Below are 17,140 nucleotides of genomic sequence, written 5' to 3'. Positions count from 1 at the left end.
ATGGTGAATGCAGGCGTACAAAATAAGCTGTTCAGAGTCGTTATCTACATGCTGCTTGTCCTTTTATCCATCCTATTCGTTATCCCGCTGTATTGGCTTGTGACCAATTCCTTGCAGATCGTAGGTTCGGCATCCACGTTCTGGCCGACCAGTTTGCGCCTCGTTAATTACAAGTACGCCGTAACCTTTATCGATTATTGGGGTTATGCCAAAAATTCGATTATCATTACGGCCATTTCCGTCGCAATTCCTACGATTACAAGCGCCTTAGTAGGCTACGGCTTTGCAAGGCTTCGGGCTCCAGGGAAAAACGTACTATTCCTGCTGATGCTCTCTACGATGATGCTGCCGGGCATCGTTACACAGATTCCGACGTACGTCATATTTTTCAAGCTCGGCTTCATTAATACCTTTTGGCCATGGCTGTTTTGGGCGCTCGGCGGGAGCGCGTTCAGCATCTTTTTGTACCGGCAGTTTTTTGCGGCTTTCCCGAAAGATCTCGAAGAGGCGGCCCGTATTGACGGCTGCTCAACCTTCCGTATTTTCTGGAACATATTTCTGCCGATCTCGCTGCCCGTTATTGCAACTGTATCCATTCTCGCCTTCAACGGGTCGTGGGGGAATGATTACATTACACCGTTTATGTTTCTACAAAATGATAAGTATCCGCTCGCGACCGCCTTGTTCTCGATTGGCTACGTATTTCCCGGGCAGAAGGAGATTACGATGACGCAAGTACAGAGCGCGGGGCTCATCCTATTCGTTTTGCCAATCATCATCGTGTTCTTTTTGGGGCAGCGTTACTTGGTTGAAGGCGTCGTTTCTTCAGCCATTAAGGGGTAACGGAAAGAAGAAGGGAGGGACTGGAATGGGAGGAACAAAGAAGAGGTTGGAGATAGGAAGTCTGATGCTTCCATTATTCATGGCGGCTTTTATTCTGGTGCTTGCAGGCTGTACGCAGCCAGACGTCAAGGAACTTCCTGTTGTGTCGTATGCGGCGCCGGCCGAACTGCCTGCTAATTACCGCTCGTCCGACTATACGGTGGAAGCGGGGGAGATCGATATCGATTTGTACAACGGCGGCAATAACAGCTGGAACAACCCGGTCTCTTACGGTTATTTCGATATGCCAGGCGGCACTACGATTAAAATTACTCCGAACTTTGAGTACGACACGTATGAACTGGTCCCAAGATCGCTTGGGCTTAAGGGAAAACGGGATGGAGATACCATATCCTTTTCTCTTAACGGTCCTGCCAACGTTACATTAGTGCTCGACGGAAACTATCAGGGCAGGGTGCTGCATTTGTTCGCCGAGTCGCCGGAGACGGATATCCCCGATCCTTCCGACCCGAACGTCATCTACTTTGCTCCGGGCTTCCATGATTTAAGCGGATACGGCACGGCGCCGACGATGATCGGCTCGGGCCAGACGCTGTACATTAGCGGAGGAGCGGTGGTAAGGGGGCGTGTTCGGGCGGATAATGCGACGAATGTGACCATAAGAGGCAGAGGCATTCTGCTAAACGACTATAGGAGCAAGGATGAATACGATGACATTGCTTTATCGTTGAATCACATTACTCATTCGACGGTAAGGGATATCATTGTGAACCGCGACACGAACAGCTGGACATCGTCGCTGTACGGAAGCAGCGATGTGCAGGTGTTGAACTATAAAGCGGTAAGCCCAAGGTTCGCAAGCTCGGACGGGTTCAATATTATAAGCAGCCACGATATCGTCTTCGACGGTTCCTTTATCCATTCCGCCGACGACTCGATAGCCATTAAGGGGTTGTCGCATGAAGAAGATCCGGCCAAAGCGTTGCCAGTGTACAACATTACCTATAAAAACTCACAGCTATGGTCTGACGCCAATAACGCGATCGGGATCGGAGCCGAGACGGTCGCCGCTTATTTCAAAGACATTACCTTTCAAAATATAGACGTGCTCTATAACTACGACGATCGCGATCATCCGGATGTGCTTCCAGATCGTTCCGCGATCAATATATTCGCGCTGCACGGCACGGAATTTAAGGATATAACGTTCGAAGACATTCGGGTTGAAAAGGCGAAGAGGCTTATTAACGTTCAGATGGACACGTCGTTCTATTTCGGCGCGATTCAAGGGAACTGGGCTTGGCCGGGGTCGATTAGCGGCATTCGATACAAAAATATTACGTCCTATTCGGATGGAACGAACGAAATTAAATTGAATGGCTGGAGTAAAGATCGTCTCCTGTCGGATATCACGTTTGACAATATCAGAATCAACGGAAAGAAAATAAAAGACCCTAACGATCCGCATTTTACGGTGAACGCGTATACGGAAAATTGGAAAGTGAAATAGGAGGCAGCCATAGGCTTATGGTGGATGGACTGGAATTGCGATCGAAAGAAGAGGAGTGATGGGGATGAGCAGTACAATTATACGTGAGAATGGTACGGCAATCTGTATAGATGCCGCTCCGCCGGGAATTTCTTACGCGGTGAGCGAAGATCGGCTTCGGCTGCAAGGCGAGGATGCGTTCGGTGCCGATCCAGACGGATTGGTATTGTCACGGGATTGGCAGTTGTCGGTGTGCGGGCATGAGGTTCCCGTATATGCTGTTCCTGTTACAAACGGAGGCCCGGCTTCGTTCGCTTCATTGTCCTTTGCAGGCGAACCGGCCGGCATTACGCTTATTGCGCGAAGCTCGAGGAAGGTGAAGAGCGCGTGTGTTCGTCCGGCCTCTCGAGGCATTCAGCCGGAAGTGTTGGATCGTGAAGTTCATATCCCGATTAACGGTCCTTGCAAGCTGATCGTGGAGACGAACGACGATGAAGAACGACCATTATTCATAACGGTGCATGCCGAAGAGCGGGATATTCCGGTTGAAGGCGATTCCGGCGTCATCTATTATGGACCGGGCTTGCACCAAGTGAGCTGTATGGAGTTGACCCAAGGACAGACGCTTTATGTGTCGGGAGGGGCCGTGCTGCAGGTGTTCGTTCCCGAGAATGAGATTCCGGTCGTCGAGAGCGACTGGGCGAAGAAGAAGGTGTACCGTGATTTCATCGTCACGGACGGAGGCAAGGACATTCGGATACGCGGGCGGGGCATTATCGATATGTCCAGGCTCGATTGGCATGCCCGCAAGGCGATGTTCATTCATGAGAGCAGCGGCGTTTATATCGAGGGATTGACGATCGTCGGAACGTCGCATTGGACCATTCATCTGTCAAAGTCGAGCGATTGCTTCGTTACGGATATGACGTTAATCGGCTATAGAGAGAATAGCGATGGGATTGATATCGTAAACAGCCAAGGCGTAACCGTCGAGGACTGCCTGATCCGTACCGGGGATGACGCCGTAGTGGTGAAAGCGATGGCCGCGCCTCCCGCAATCGGCGGAAGAGATATTACGGTTCGCAGATGCACGGTGTGGAACGACAAGGTTCGTTGCTTCGGCATTACAGGCGAGACGCGAACCGATATTCGCGACGTCGTCTTCGAGGATTGCGATATCGTGCACAGCGTGGCGACTTGGACGGAAGAGCTGGGATCTCTGTGCATTATCGTCGGAGATTCCGGCACGATAGAGAACGTGCGGTTCGAACAGATTAGAATTGAGGATGAACGGCAGTATGCGATGGTTTGCCTTATCTTCAAGGACCGTTGGTCCGTTGATAGAGATCCGGGCCGAATCCGGAATATTCTGTTCCGCAACATCCATGTTCCGCAAGGCGTGCCTTCACTGTTCCACGGCTTCGATGCGGACCATCTGGTCGAGAATATTCGCATCGAAGGGCTGTTCGCGGATCGAACATCTATTGAGCGGATAAAGGATGCAAACCTCCGAATCAATGCATTCGCCAGCAACTTGCAGTTGATTAGTTCCGGTTCCTCTAATATATAATGGAGTAAAATGGTTGTCGTCAGAGGGGGGGACTAGCGAATGGTCGGCGAACGGTACAAGCTCATGATCGTTGACGATGAATATGAGATTAGGCAAGGACTTCGAAGCGTGGACTATTCGGCACTCCGAATCGAGGTGTCGGAAGAATGCGAGAACGGTCTCTTTGCGTTGAAAGCTTTGGCAAGCGATCCGGTGGACATCGTAGTGACGGACATAAGGATGCCTCTTATGGATGGCTTGGAATTAGCGGAAAAAGTAGCTTCCCGATATCCGCATACCAAAATAATCATTTTATCGGGTTATGACGATTTTGAATACGCTAAGGCAAGTATGAAGCTTGGGGCGCTGGATTATTTGCTGAAGCCGCTCGATTTCACGGAATATGAGAAAGTATTGAAAAAGGTTGTTCATCTCATCGGCGAGGAGAAAGAGCAGCAGGCAAGGACGGCCGCGCTTGAGCGACAAGCGAAGCTGTCCGCCCGGCATCTGCGCAAAAAGTTTCTCCGGGATATTCTGCAGAGAGACATGACGGCAGATGACATCGAGCTCGAGAGCGTTTCGGCAGAAGTGATGCTGGAAGAGAACGGGGAATATGCGGTATGCTTGCTGCGCTTTACCGCCTATCCGGAAAGGCCGGCGGGCGTGGGGGATAAGGATTGGAACTTAATTTTATTTACCTTGGATAATTTGCTGCGGGATCTGTGGGACGAGAGAGGGCTTGGGTATCATTATGTTGATCAAGATGGGCAATGTTCGCTCATTGTTACCGATCCGTCGGCCTTAGCTGCGCTTAAGGGAAGCCAGGACGGGTTGGCAGGCGAGCTCGACCGCCTGCTGGACGGTCTAAAGCGGTTTCGCGGACTGTTTAAGTCCCACGCGGCGTATTCCGTAGGCCCGATTGTAAGCGGTACAGGGCATATTCGGGTATCATACCGGGAGGCAGAACGTTCGTTTTCTTCGATGAATGAACGCAACAGCAGCCATGAACGAGAAGAGCCAGCTTGCCAAGAAGCGGCGCCTCGCAAGGATATGGGGCAGATGAACTCCAAACGTCTCATTCAAGAGGCAAAACATTTCATCGAACATCATTATGATCGGACTATCACGTTGGACGACGTAGCCAAACATGTCCATTTGAACGCTAGCTATTTAAGCTATCTGTTCAAAGAACTCACCGGACAGAAGTATATCGATTATTTGACGGAATTCAGAATCGAGAAGGCGATAAGCCTATTAAAGTCGACCAACTATAAAGTGCACGAGATCGGGGAAATGGTAGGTTACGAGAATCCGAGATACTTTACGCTGGTATTCAAAAAATACGCCAAACAATCACCGAACGAATACCGCAACGCCGCGTATGCCGTAGGCGATACGGACGTTGGATTATGAGATTTCGTTATCACCGCAACCGTCTCGTCTTAATCGCCGTTCTGCTGACCTTGCTGTCCGAAATCGCGTTCGTCGGCATCAGTTATTGGAATACGCGGGATGTCGGCTCCGAAATTCGGCGCGCCTCCGAGCAAAATCTATCTAAGCATGTAGAGAGTCAGATCGCATCAAAGCTGGGCGAGATGAACTCCTTGTCGCTGCAGATTGAATCGCTCGATTTCATGAATTACGCTCGCTCGTTCTTAAGCCTTCGCCCGCATGAGGAGGAAGTATTGGCTAGGAACGGGCTAAATTCGCGTCTTGAACAGCTTCATTTGCCGCCGGGCTCTGTCGATCAGATTTATTTTATAGGTGAAAATATTAACCAGCAAAACTTTGGCAAGTCATTCATCGACGGTACTTTCATTCCGGGTAGTGAAATTCCATGGATCGACGAACTGAGAAGATCGGGCCTGCTTGATTCGTTCACCCGATATTACGGCATGCCAACATACATTCCGCCAGGTATGTTCACGGACATGATCGAGGCGAACAAGGGTCGTGTCACGGAGGATGAGCGGCAGCGCCTTGATTCGTTCTTCAAGCGAATTGAAGGCCATCTGATTATCAATAACGGCGTTAATTATTTGAACGTGTTGTCTGTCATCGTCCTTGATGAACGCATCTTTACAGCCGAGCTCCCTACGACGAGTCTATGGGAGGGTTATGTCGCCGTAATGGACGAGAAATGGCAGACGTTATGGTCGAATGTGCCGAACGGCGACGCTATGAAGATGGTCGCGCAGAGAATGGAAAGCGGACTAGCCGAGTGGGAGCAGCAGCTTGATGGAGAATATAAAGTAAGGACGATGCCGATATCCCCTTATGGACTTCATATCGTCTTTTTTGAACGTGAAAAAAATGATTCGATGTGGGGACAGAACTATATATACGCTTACCTTGCTTTTTTTGCATGTACACTGCTGATTGGATTTGGGATTGCGTTCAAGCTGGCTAATTGGATTATGTATCCGTTCCGGATGCTGGCCAGAATGGTATGGAAGAAAGGGAATGATCTCAATTTCCAGAGCGTCATTCCCGAGGATCGGTTTACGGAAGGGTGGCTTTCGAAATTTACGATAAGGGGCAAAATATTGCTGCTTCTTCTGTCATCCGTCCTTATTCCAGTCGTAATAGCAGTCGGCATGCATTTGTTTATGATGTATAGCTATGTTTTCAATAAAGCGGTAGATTTATCGGTTGAATCGTCGAACCATCTTGTCGTGGAGCTGCGCGACCGGATGGAACGGTACGAGAATCTGACGAATCGTTTGTCTACGGATAGCCGGTTGACGAATTTAACTTCACCGTATTCGTATAAGGAAAACATTGAAGATTTTACGGTGGCCAGCTACCCAGGACTAAGCGATCTCTCCTATTTCGTCTTATACGATGTCGGAGGAGTTGCGCGCTATTCGTCGGCCTTCTACAATAATTTGACCTTATTCAAGCTGTCTGCGATCGACCCTGATCTGCTCAGCAGCTTGAATCCGGAGCAGATCGTATGGGTTACCGGGCTTGAAGACGTATATGGCCATCCTTCCATGATGCTGATTAAGAAGCTGTCCGTTCCGTCACTGCAAACGGGCAAGACAACGGACGCTTACCTTCAGGTCGTCTTGAAGGAAGACGCGTTCTCCTATGTGACGTCGGACCGGAAGCAGAGCTTTGTTATGCTGGATCATTCCGGCCAATTCATTTATTCGAATACATCATCCGAAGGCTTCAAGGAAGCGGCTCGCGAGAGGTGGAGCGGGAATGTGCGGGATATGGAGAAGGTAGGGATTGATCAGGTCGAAGGCAGCAATCAGGTTATCGTGCATCGCGAGATCGGCAGCATGGACTGGTCAACCTACGTCTTTATGACAATCGATGATATTTATTTGAAGATTAACAGCATGTTCCAACGGTTTATAGTGCTCATCGTCCTGATCTTCCTTATTATTTTAGCTGCGATGTGGAATGTCTCGTCCCTGCTGATCAAACCGATTGAACGGTTGAAGCATGCGGTTGAGAAGGAAGAGGTGCTGCCTCTCGGGCCTGAGCATAGAACGGGTCCGCGGGATGAGATCGGCCGACTTGTCGTGAGCTTTAACCAGATGCTGGGGCAGATCCATGAATTGATGGAAGAGAACATCAACAAGCAGATCCGTGAGAAGGATTTGGTCACTTCAAGGATGAAAGCCGAGCTCGGCATGCTGCAGCAGCAAATCAATCCTCATTTTCTGTATAACACCTTGGAAGCTATCAATATGCGGGCGCGGCAGTATGGCGCTACAGAGGTAAGCACGATGGTACACTCTTTAGCCAAAATATTTCGTTTTACGATTAATACCGGCAATGAAGTAGTACCGCTCAGTGAAGAGATCGAGCACGTCCGCAACTACTTGACGATACAAGAGCTGCGGTTTCAAAACAAGTTCGCCGTTGTTTGGAAGCTGGACGAAGCGGCTCTGGCAGCATCGGTCCTGAAGTTCATTTTGCAGCCGATTATTGAGAATGCGCTTCAGCATGGAATTGATGACCTATATGAGAACGGGATAATCAGCATAAGCGCCGAAGTGGCAGACGAACGGTTAGTAATCGTCGTATCGGATAACGGAATTGGCATGAGCGATGAAGAACTGAAGAAGGTAAGGGATTTGCTAAGGATGGACTCGGAGCAAATGACCCTTGAGCCAGTTAAAGGAATATCGGCACGTTCGAGCGGTGTAGGGCTTGTCAACGTCTATCAACGGCTGCGCATTTATTACGGAGAGCGGCTGGAATTGACGGTCGAAAGCGAAGAGTTCATAGGAACGACGATAACCATAAGACTCCCGTTTTAATTTCCTAAATAGTAGTGAATGAATCCAAAGAAAAACCTCCTATTCAATACCGCCTGATTTTGTAATATAGTGCTTAGAACAATTAGTCTGAACACTATAGGAGGCGGTGGTATCATGGTAAAACAAGCGGTATTCGCTTCATTAAAAGCAATAATTTGCGTTGTAATCTTATGGACAGGTTTGGATTTCGACGCCACTGTACAGGCAGCGGGCACGGTTACGACATACGCTGCGCCGAGCGGGGCAGCCCGGTCCTACGACTTTGCTGTTTCGGCAGATGCGAGCAATGTCGATTTGTATGGCGACAAGAACGGCTGGAACAATACGGTATCATTTGGTTATTTCGATTTCACTGGTACCGTATCGGTGTCGGTAACCGTTAATATTCCTTTCGCGTCCTACAAGCTAGCCCCCGAATCGTTGGGACTGGCCTCGACGAGGACGGGCAACACGATTACGTTTGCGCTCTCTGGGCCGACGAACGTAACGCTTGTTCTGGACGGGAACTACCAAGGAAGAGTATTGCATTTGTTCGGCAATGCTCCGGAGACGGACATCCCGAGTCCGACGGATCCGAACGTTATCTATTTCGGTCCGGGATACCACGATTTGCGCAATACGCCGAATGAGCAAATCAATGTAGGGAGCGGGAAGACGTTGTATATTGCAGGCGGTGCGGTCGTCAACGGACGCGTCGTCGTCCACTCCGCCAGCGGCGCCGTCATTCGCGGCAGAGGCATCCTGACCATGAACTGGCGCACGGCCGACGGTTATTGGGACAGTCCGATGTTTATCGAGAATAGCAGTAACATCGTACTTCGAGATATTATAGTAAACCGCCGAGCGAGCAGCTGGTCGGGCAAAGTCGCATTAAGCAATAACGTAACGGTGAGCGGTTATAAAGTAGTCAGTCCGACCTATGCTAGTACAGATGGGCTGAATATTATTAATTCACATGATATTGCTTATAATAATGTATTCTTCCGAACGGCCGACGATTGTATCGCTATTAAAGGAGGCGTAGGCGGCCCTGAGGCCAATCCAGCCTTGGGTGCGCCGAATTACAATATCACGATACAGAACAGCCAATTCTGGAGCGACGCCAATAATGTATTTACGCTTGGCGCTGAGACGCAAGCGGCCTATTACGATAACATCCAATACAAGAACATCGACGTTTTGTACAGCTTTGACGATAAGACGTATCCTGGGCAGCTGAACGAGCGTGCAGTGTTTGGCATTACATCGCTGCACGGGACGCAGTTCAGAAACATTCTGTATGAGAATATTCGCGTAGAACAATGCGAACGCCTCATAAACCAATCGTTCGAGGATAGCTTCTGGTTCGGCTCCATTCAAGGCAATCAGACTTGGCCGGGGTATATATCCGGCGTCACGTTCCGCAATGTTACAGTCAAAGGTACTGGCAACAAAGAAATACGGCTCCATGGCTATGGCTACCAAAAGCAGATTAGTAACATTCGTTTTGAAAACGTTACCATCGGCGGGCAGCCAGTGGCAAGCCTGGGCGACCGCCATTTCGATCTCAACCCGTACGTCAAAAATGTATTTTTCCATGCGGCGACCGACGAATATTCCGCTGTTCTCGGATATACCCCCGTTCAAGGGAAGAATCAATGGTCCTACAAGGAATGGAACGGAAGCGCATATTCCGATATGACGTGGGACGTGGGTTCGAAGAAGTGGAGGGGGGCGTATGCATACGGAGGCATGTGGAGTCCGTTCTTCATCCATCCTGATACCAACGATGCCGTGAAAGCGTGGAAAGCGCCGAAGGTGGGAAACGTTCAAATTAAAGGGCGCGTCTTCAAATGGGATATAACCGGCGGGGACGGCGTACGGGTGAAGATTATGAAAAACAATACCCAGCTATGGCCTAGCAGCGGATGGCATACAGTCGCTTACAACGATAACAGTGGTTTAATCCATGGACCTATCGTCAATGTGGCCGCTGGCGATCATGTTTATTTCATTGTGAATCAGAACGGCAACAGCGGTTACGATACAACTGTCTGGGATGCAGCTGTTTCATATCGTCCGACATACAATGCGACGACTGATTTCCAGACTTATCAAGGCGCTTGGAATTGGAAATACCAGCAATGGAACGGCGCAGGCTACAGCGATATGGCGTGGCATTCAGTTGACAAGCAATGGCGCGGCTCCTACACATACAATACGATATGGAACGGAAGTGCTATGCACCCGGATACAAACGATACAGCGAGAGTTTGGATGGCGCCGATGTCCGGAACGATTCGTATTTCCGGGAACGTGAAGAAAGCTGGGGCTGGCGGAGACGGCGTGCTCGTCAAGATAATGAAAAACGGCACGCAAGTATGGCCGGCAAGCGGTTATCAGTTTATAGCGCATGACGATATTAGCGGCGTATACCATGATGTGAGCATAACAGTTGCCGCAGGCGACAATATCTACTTCCTATTGAACAAAAACGGAAACAACGGATACGATACGACGATTTGGAGTCCGGATATTACGTATTCATAACGAAGAGAGCTTCCGGCAGCAATGCTGGAGGCTCTTCGTTATGAGTCGGCAGAAGCAGGCGTATTATCGTAACAAACGACAAGCTTTTTTCCAATGAAATGACATGGATGTTTCTGCCGGAGTGTGAGATTATGTAGGGACATATAAACCCCGCATCGTCAGGCATCGACGGAGGTGCTCATGTTCAGGCAGATTTTATCCTACACGAAAAAGTACCCATTGAGCTATCGGATGATCATCACGAATATTTGCCTTGCGGTCTTGCCCATTCTCCTGTTAGGGACAATGGGCTATTTGTCATATGTACATATGATGAAGCAAAACGCGCTCGACAGCATCGGACAGATCGTCAATCAGACAAACGATCGTCTTGACGAATATTTCGGACGAATGGACCAGCTGTCCAGATCGATCTTCTACAACCGGAACGTGCAGCAAATCATGATCGCCAATCAGAGCTGGCAGGAATCGGACACGCTGCTGCGCAATCTGAACAGCTACATGTCGCTCGAGTCGACAATCAAGTCGTTGGCAATGGTGAACGCGGATACCTTCCGCACGGTATCGGAAGGGGGCATTATCACGGCTGCCATGATGACGCATATTCGCAATAAGCAGCTGGAAGGGGCGTTGACGACGAGGATACAATATTCGCCGCTCTTCGAGATGCAGGACGGAAGACCGGGCATGCTAGCATTCCGACAGATCAAGTCTATTCAGCAGACGCGATATCTGGATCAGCTGTATATCGGAGTAATGCTGCTGGATATCGAATGGATCAGGCATGCCTTGCAGACGGCGAATATGGACAACAAGGCCAGCCTTTTTATCGTGAATGGACATGGCGAGATTGTAGGAGCCTCTTCCGGCAAAACAGGCATTGCCGAGCTCGCCCCGCTGCTGCGGGAGCAGCCGACCGAAGAAGTACGGCCTGTCCGTTTGGACGATGTAGACTACCTGTACCAGATCATTCCGTTTGACGGTCTGGACTGGACCTTCGTCGCGCTAATCAACAAAGACAAGCTGCTGGAGAAGGCGACATTCATCCAATATACGCTTGTTGGCGTCGTTGTCATTCTGATCGCGGTCGTCATCCTGGTCGTGGTTTCCTTCAATATTCGGCTTACCCATCCCATCACGAAGATGGCAGACGCGTTCGACCGCGCGGCCAGCGGCAACTTCGACGCCGTGCTGAGGTTCGGGTATCGCAACGAAATTACCGTCATTCAAGATCATTACAACAATATGCTTGACCAGATCAAGCGGCTGACGGACCATTTGCTGCTGTCCCAGAAGCAGCTGCACGATACGGAAATGGAGAAGCAGCTTTTCCGTCTGAGCGGGCTGCAGAGCCAGATCAATTCGCATTTTCTGTACAATGTGCTGCATTCCATTCGGGGGATGTCGATGTCCGGAGCCAAGAAGGAGGTTGCTTCGGCGATCGATCATCTGGTGTCCTATTTTCGCTACATCACGCGCACCGAGGATTACGTCCTGCTGTTCAAGGAGCTGGAGCATCTGGATACGTACATCGCGATCCAACGCATTCGCTTCGGGAAGCGGCTTCAATTCCGGACGGAGATGGAGCCGGAGCTCAAGGGACAGGCCATCGTCAAGCTGATCCTTCAGCCGCTTGTAGAAAATGCGTTGTTCCACGGCTTGGAAGGGAAAAGCGGGCGCTGGCTGATCCGCGTGCAGGCCGGCAAGACGGAGGGCGGCGATCTGCGCATCATGGTCATGGACAACGGCATGGGCATGAGCGAAGAGAAGCTGAGGCGTGTGCGCGAGCATCTGGCTGGCCGTATCGAAGAACCGCCGGAGAGGGAGCATCTCGGACAAGGCATTGGATTGGAGAACATACACAGTCGCGTACGCATTTATTACGGCGAGCCGTACGGACTATCCATCAAGAGCTGGGAAGGGCGGGGCACGGTCGTAACCATCACCATACCGCATCGCAATGGGGAGGACCACAATCATGCATAATTTGCTGTTGGTAGACGACGAGCATTGGATTCTGAAGGATATGGAGCAAATTATCGACTGGGAAGAGGCGGGCTTCCGGCTGGCAGGCAAAGCGAACGACGCGGTGGCCGCCGAGAGCATATTAAGGCGCCAACGCATCGACGTGTTGGTCAGCGACATCCGAATGCCGGGCAAAAGCGGCCTGGATCTGCTTCGCTTCGCGAATCGCGCTTCGCCGGATACGCTGGTGGTGTTCATGAGCGCTTACGGCGAATTCGCTTACGCCAAGCAGGCGCTGGAGCAGGGCTGCTTCAGCTACCTGCTGAAGCCAGTCAACGAAGCGGAACTGCTGGACACGCTGGATAGATGCAAGCGACGTCTGGCGGAGCGGGAGCGGGAGCGCAGCGGACGACAGGTAGCCGAGCAGGCGATGTTGTTCCTGGAAGGAATCGGGAAGGATCTGCCGATCGTTCGCCTGCTGGAAGGGCTGGTTGACTTCAGACCGGCCTTCGCGCCGCAGTCGCGCGTCATGTTCGCTTGCGTGAAGGCGTACGGACCGCTAGGGTTGGAGGAACTTGCTCCGCTGGACGAGCTGCTAGAGGGAGAGGGCATCTCTTTCTACCGAAGCCGAGTCAGTTCATCCAAGTGGTGCTACATGATGGAGCTCGCCGTGCAGTTGGAAGCGGATTCGGCCGTTAGGCTGTACAGGGCGATAAGGCGACTGGTCCAGGCGAAACGTTGGGATGTAGGGCTCAGCGCCGTCTGCGACACGTCCAGCCGTTCCGGCAACGTCTATCATCAAGCCGCGATGATGGCAGACACTTCGATACTGGCAGGCCGAAAGGGCGTGCATCGCTATAAGTCCGACGTAAACGGGGCTGTGACGGGAATCAGGGAACGGATCGCCAAAGCGGCCAAGCCGGAGCAGTTGAAGGCGATTCTGATCGACGTTCATGAAGGCATCAAAGCCGGACGCATTCATCTGAGCGGTCTTGCGGAGCTGTACAATTCGTTCATGGCGGCGATAGACCACCTGACTTCCCGTCTGCAGCCGGAGCTGACGGATTCGGCTTACACGCAGGACATGCTGCTGCACTGCGGCAATCCGCAGGAGCTGCTGGAGGAAATGGCGGAGCAGCTGGAAGATCGCCGACAGCGTCAGAACGGCGAGCCGAATGCCCAGCTCATCGTGGAGGATGTCGCGCGCGAGGTCGACCTGATGTACGCGCATCGGATTTCGCTGAAAGAGCTTGCCCGCAAGCATTACATCAGCCCGAATTATTTGAGCCATCTGTTCAAGCAAGAGAAGGGGCAAAGCTTTATTCATTATTTGATCCGCCGCCGTCTTGAAGCGGCACAAGCGCTGCTGGAGCAGGATATTTCGCTGTACGAAGTGGCGCGCATGGTGGGCTACGACGATTACGCTCATTTCAGCAAGCTGTTCAAGAAGCATCTTGGCCAATCGCCGTACGATTGCAAGCAACACAAGAAACGACGTAAAGAAATCACGGAAGGCTGCATGGAAAAAAATTAACCCCCTTGTCATAAAGTATGGAACAACCTCGTTTCTCTGTGCGGAGAAGCGGGGTTGTTTTTTTGCATACGGCTCCTGCCATGCATTGTCGTAACAAACAACAAGCGATCTTCCAATATGAGCACATGGGATGCCGTCGAGGGCTATGGCACAATAAAAACAAATAGAGCAGCTTAATAAACACCCTAATCCACTAAAGCAACGCAAACGCACAGGAGGAAACTATGGAGATTACGATCATGAAGCCTTTGGGAGAATCGGGCCGAAAAGCCCGTGCGGAGGAATTCGGAGTACGCACGGACAGCGATTGCAACGGCGCCGCGATGCGGAGGGCTATACAGCATTGCAAGAATGAAGGGATCGGCGAGTTACTCGTGCAACCGGGCGTCTACCGGTTCGGCGCCGGACAGCACCCGGTATTCGAGGAATTAAGCGACTTCCGGTTCGACGGGGGCGGCGCGGAATTCGTATTTCGGTCGGCTGAAGCGTTTATCGCGATCCGGCATTGCCGGCGAATGGAGTTTCGCAACTTGACGGTGGACTGGGACTGGGATCTCAGCCCGCTGGCCAGCATCGGCGTCGTGGAGCGAGTGTCCGAAGACGCGTCGTGGTTCGAGTTGGCGTTCCCCGAATACGAGTCGGTTCCAGCGGGGCTGGACATCCGCACGCTGAATCCGATGAATCCTCGAACGCTGACCCCGGGCTGCGAATGGGGGCGCGAGTTCGGCGGGAATGTGCTGGGCGAAGTGCTGGAGGTACGCGGCAACATCATGCGCATCGCGCTGCCGGATCCGGAGAACTTCCGCTTCCTGAATCGCGGTCAGGCCTACATCGTGCGGCATTACGTGTATGACGCCCCCGCATTCGAACTGCACGAGAACGAGCATCTGAAGCTGGAGGAAGTGACGGTATACGGCGCGCCGGGTCACGCCTTCGTAGCCACCGGCGGTCAGCGTCATTGGGGTCTTGCGCGTTGCCGTCTCCTGAAGCGGCCCGGCACGACACGCTGCATCTCGGCGACGGCGGACGGCTGCCATATCAGCAACTCGCTCGGCTCGTTCCTTATGGAATATTGCTATTTCAGCGGGAACGGGGACGATTGCCTTAATATTCACGATAATTCCGTTCAGAACTTCGAGCGATTGGATTCCAGGAGCATCGCGATCGGTAACGTATTTCCATGGCGCAATCCCTTCGCGCCGGGCGATCCGGTGGAGTTCCGGCATCCCGATCTATCGCCAACGGGCGTCACCGCTACGGTTGCCGATGCGGATTGGGACGAGCGCGGACAGCGCTGCGTGCTGACGTTCGGAGAAGCCCTGCCGGGCGACTTGTCGGCGAAGTCGATTTTGTTCAATCGCCGCTACAATTCGGGGCATTATGTCGTGCGGCACAATTTTTTCCACCATAACCGGGCTAGGGGAGCATTGCTGCATGCTTCCGACGGGTTGGTAGAGCATAATTACTTCTATCGCAACCAGGGGCCCGCCATCCAGATCGAATGCGGGGCGGAGGCGCGCTGGGCGGAAGGTTTCGGCGTCGATAATCTCACGATACGGAACAACCGGATCGAGAGCTGCGACGTCAACCATTGGAGCATGGCCGTCATCTACATGGGCGTCTATCTGGAGCAAGGCAGAACCCGTTACCCTATCTTCCGCGACATCGCGATCGAGCGCAATACCATCGTGGATTGCCCTCAGCAAGCGGTTTTCGTCTCCTCGTGCGAGCGGGTGGCGATTCGCGGCAATGCCCTGCTCAACCCTAACGCGGGCCCGTCCAAAAGCGATCGGGATGGCGATGCCAACTGCGTGCCGAACCGCAGCTTGTATCAGGGAACGATCATGGCGAGCCACTGCCGCGAGGTCGTCATCGAGCATAATCGCCGCATAGCTGTCGCGCCTGCCGCCGATGACCGCATATGGGTCGAAGCCGATTCGGCGGGTTCGGTGGAGATTCGCGGCAATCACGGATTTCCGAAAGTCGGGTGAAGGAGATGCAAGCGAAGATAGCCAATCCGAAGACCGCTAAGCCGCTTAAGGCTCCAAACGACGTATGGCGCCGAATTCTCAAATACCGGATGTTGTACGTCATGGTGCTGCCGTCCGTCGCGTTTCTGTTTATTTTCCACTATATCCCGATCTATGGCGCTTCCATCGCGTTTAAGGACTTCTGGGTGACCAAAGGCATTCTTGGCAGCCCGTGGGTAGGCTTCGAACATTTCGAGAAGCTGTTCCGTACCGACAAGTTCTGGCAGGTATTCCGCAATACGATCGAAATCAACCTGCTTCGCCTCGCCTTCGGTTTTCCGGCTCCGATCGTGCTGGCGATCCTTCTGAATGAAGTGCGGAACAGGCTGTTCAAGCGATCGATTCAGACGATTGTTTATTTGCCTCATTTCATTTCGTGGGTGACGATCGCGGGTATTATATTCACCTTGCTATCGAACGAAGGATTGGTCAACAAAGCGATTATCGCTTTGGGCGGCGATCCCGTCAACTTTCTGACCAGCAACGGCATGTTTCGTCCGCTGCTCGTCCTCTCCGGCATCTGGAAGGAGGTCGGATGGGGTACGATCATCTATCTGGCCGCGCTGGCAGGCGTCAATCCCGATCTGTACGAAGCGGCGACGGTCGACGGCGCGAACCGTTTCAAGCAAATTTTGCATATCACGCTTCCGAGTCTGCTCCCGATTATATCCATACTGCTCATCCTGAATTTCGGCAGCATGATGAACGGGGGCTTCGATCAGGTATTCAATCTCTACAACACGATGGTGTACGGGAGCGGCGACGTCATCGACACCTACGTCTACCGTATCGGCCTGACGCAAAGCGAATATAGCGTGGCGACGGCAATCGGACTATTCCTTAACCTGATTAATTTCGCCTTGCTCGTAATCGTCAACTGGACGGCGAAACGAATCGGAGGACAAGGCATTTATTAGAAAG

The 17,140-nt window shown here is 51.9% G+C and carries 10 protein-coding genes; all 10 read left to right on the top strand.

The window, feature by feature from the left end; translation table 11 throughout:
* The 10 genes from KJW29_RS22005 (at position 1) to KJW29_RS21960 (ending at position 17,136) form a co-directional block, all read left to right on the top strand.
* Positions 1 to 843 carry a carbohydrate ABC transporter permease gene (locus KJW29_RS22005; RefSeq protein WP_087571278.1) on the top strand — a complete coding sequence of 281 codons (843 nt, stop codon included), beginning with the start codon at positions 1 to 3 and terminating at the stop codon, positions 841 to 843.
* Between the two features lie 25 nt (positions 844 to 868).
* Complete coding sequence (locus KJW29_RS22000; protein ID WP_214626202.1) at positions 869 to 2,353, top strand: glycoside hydrolase family protein; 1,485 nt, start codon at positions 869 to 871, stop codon at positions 2,351 to 2,353.
* A gap of 64 nt (positions 2,354 to 2,417) precedes the next feature.
* Complete coding sequence (locus KJW29_RS21995; RefSeq protein WP_214626201.1) at positions 2,418 to 3,902, top strand: glycosyl hydrolase family 28 protein; 1,485 nt, start codon at positions 2,418 to 2,420, stop codon at positions 3,900 to 3,902.
* A gap of 39 nt (positions 3,903 to 3,941) precedes the next feature.
* Positions 3,942 to 5,294 carry a response regulator gene (locus KJW29_RS21990; RefSeq protein WP_214626200.1) on the top strand — a complete coding sequence of 451 codons (1,353 nt, stop codon included), beginning with the start codon at positions 3,942 to 3,944 and terminating at the stop codon, positions 5,292 to 5,294.
* Positions 5,291 to 8,161, top strand: coding sequence for a sensor histidine kinase (locus tag KJW29_RS21985; protein ID WP_214626199.1), 2,871 nt, complete (start codon positions 5,291 to 5,293; stop codon positions 8,159 to 8,161). The genes KJW29_RS21990 and KJW29_RS21985 overlap by 4 nt, the downstream gene beginning before the upstream one ends.
* 114 nt (positions 8,162 to 8,275) lie before the next feature.
* Positions 8,276 to 10,690, top strand: coding sequence for a glycoside hydrolase family protein (locus KJW29_RS21980; protein WP_214626198.1), 2,415 nt, complete (start codon positions 8,276 to 8,278; stop codon positions 10,688 to 10,690).
* A 180-nt stretch (positions 10,691 to 10,870) separates the two neighbouring features.
* On the top strand, positions 10,871 to 12,676 hold the full coding sequence (locus KJW29_RS21975) for a cache domain-containing sensor histidine kinase (RefSeq protein WP_214626197.1): 1,806 nt from the start codon (positions 10,871 to 10,873) through the stop codon (positions 12,674 to 12,676).
* Positions 12,669 to 14,189, top strand: coding sequence for a response regulator (locus KJW29_RS21970; RefSeq protein WP_214626196.1), 1,521 nt, complete (start codon positions 12,669 to 12,671; stop codon positions 14,187 to 14,189). The genes KJW29_RS21975 and KJW29_RS21970 overlap by 8 nt, the downstream gene beginning before the upstream one ends.
* 224 nt (positions 14,190 to 14,413) lie before the next feature.
* Positions 14,414 to 16,180, top strand: a complete 1,767-nt coding sequence (locus tag KJW29_RS21965) for a right-handed parallel beta-helix repeat-containing protein (protein ID WP_214626195.1) — start codon at positions 14,414 to 14,416, stop codon at positions 16,178 to 16,180.
* Positions 16,181 to 16,185: 5 nt separating this feature from the next.
* The gene (locus KJW29_RS21960) at positions 16,186 to 17,136 is read left to right on the top strand and encodes an ABC transporter permease (RefSeq protein ID WP_214626194.1); all 951 of its coding nucleotides are present in this window, start codon (positions 16,186 to 16,188) and stop codon (positions 17,134 to 17,136) included.
* Positions 17,137 to 17,140 lie beyond the last annotated feature (4 nt).

Origin of the sequence: Paenibacillus agaridevorans (assembly GCF_018604145.1) — a bacterium.
GTDB classification, from domain to species: domain Bacteria; phylum Bacillota; class Bacilli; order Paenibacillales; family Paenibacillaceae; genus Pristimantibacillus; species Pristimantibacillus agaridevorans.
The sequence above is the reverse complement of the archived record's forward strand: the minus strand, read 5'-3'. Positions and strand labels throughout refer to the sequence as shown.

Excerpts from the sequence above, each read along its gene's own strand:
- KJW29_RS21965 (WP_214626195.1), top strand. The coding sequence starts at position 14,414 with ATGGAGATTACGATCATGAAGCCTTTGGGAGAATCGGGCCGAAAAGCC.
- KJW29_RS21995 (WP_214626201.1), top strand. The coding sequence starts at position 2,418 with ATGAGCAGTACAATTATACGTGAGAATGGTACGGCAATCTGTATAGAT.
- KJW29_RS21970 (WP_214626196.1), top strand. The coding sequence starts at position 12,669 with ATGCATAATTTGCTGTTGGTAGACGACGAGCATTGGATTCTGAAGGAT.
- KJW29_RS22005 (WP_087571278.1), top strand. The coding sequence starts at position 1 with ATGGTGAATGCAGGCGTACAAAATAAGCTGTTCAGAGTCGTTATCTAC.
- KJW29_RS22000 (WP_214626202.1), top strand. The coding sequence starts at position 869 with ATGGGAGGAACAAAGAAGAGGTTGGAGATAGGAAGTCTGATGCTTCCA.
- KJW29_RS21980 (WP_214626198.1), top strand. The coding sequence starts at position 8,276 with ATGGTAAAACAAGCGGTATTCGCTTCATTAAAAGCAATAATTTGCGTT.
- KJW29_RS21975 (WP_214626197.1), top strand. The coding sequence starts at position 10,871 with ATGTTCAGGCAGATTTTATCCTACACGAAAAAGTACCCATTGAGCTAT.
- KJW29_RS21990 (WP_214626200.1), top strand. The coding sequence starts at position 3,942 with ATGGTCGGCGAACGGTACAAGCTCATGATCGTTGACGATGAATATGAG.
- KJW29_RS21985 (WP_214626199.1), top strand. The coding sequence starts at position 5,291 with ATGAGATTTCGTTATCACCGCAACCGTCTCGTCTTAATCGCCGTTCTG.
- KJW29_RS21960 (WP_214626194.1), top strand. The coding sequence starts at position 16,186 with ATGCAAGCGAAGATAGCCAATCCGAAGACCGCTAAGCCGCTTAAGGCT.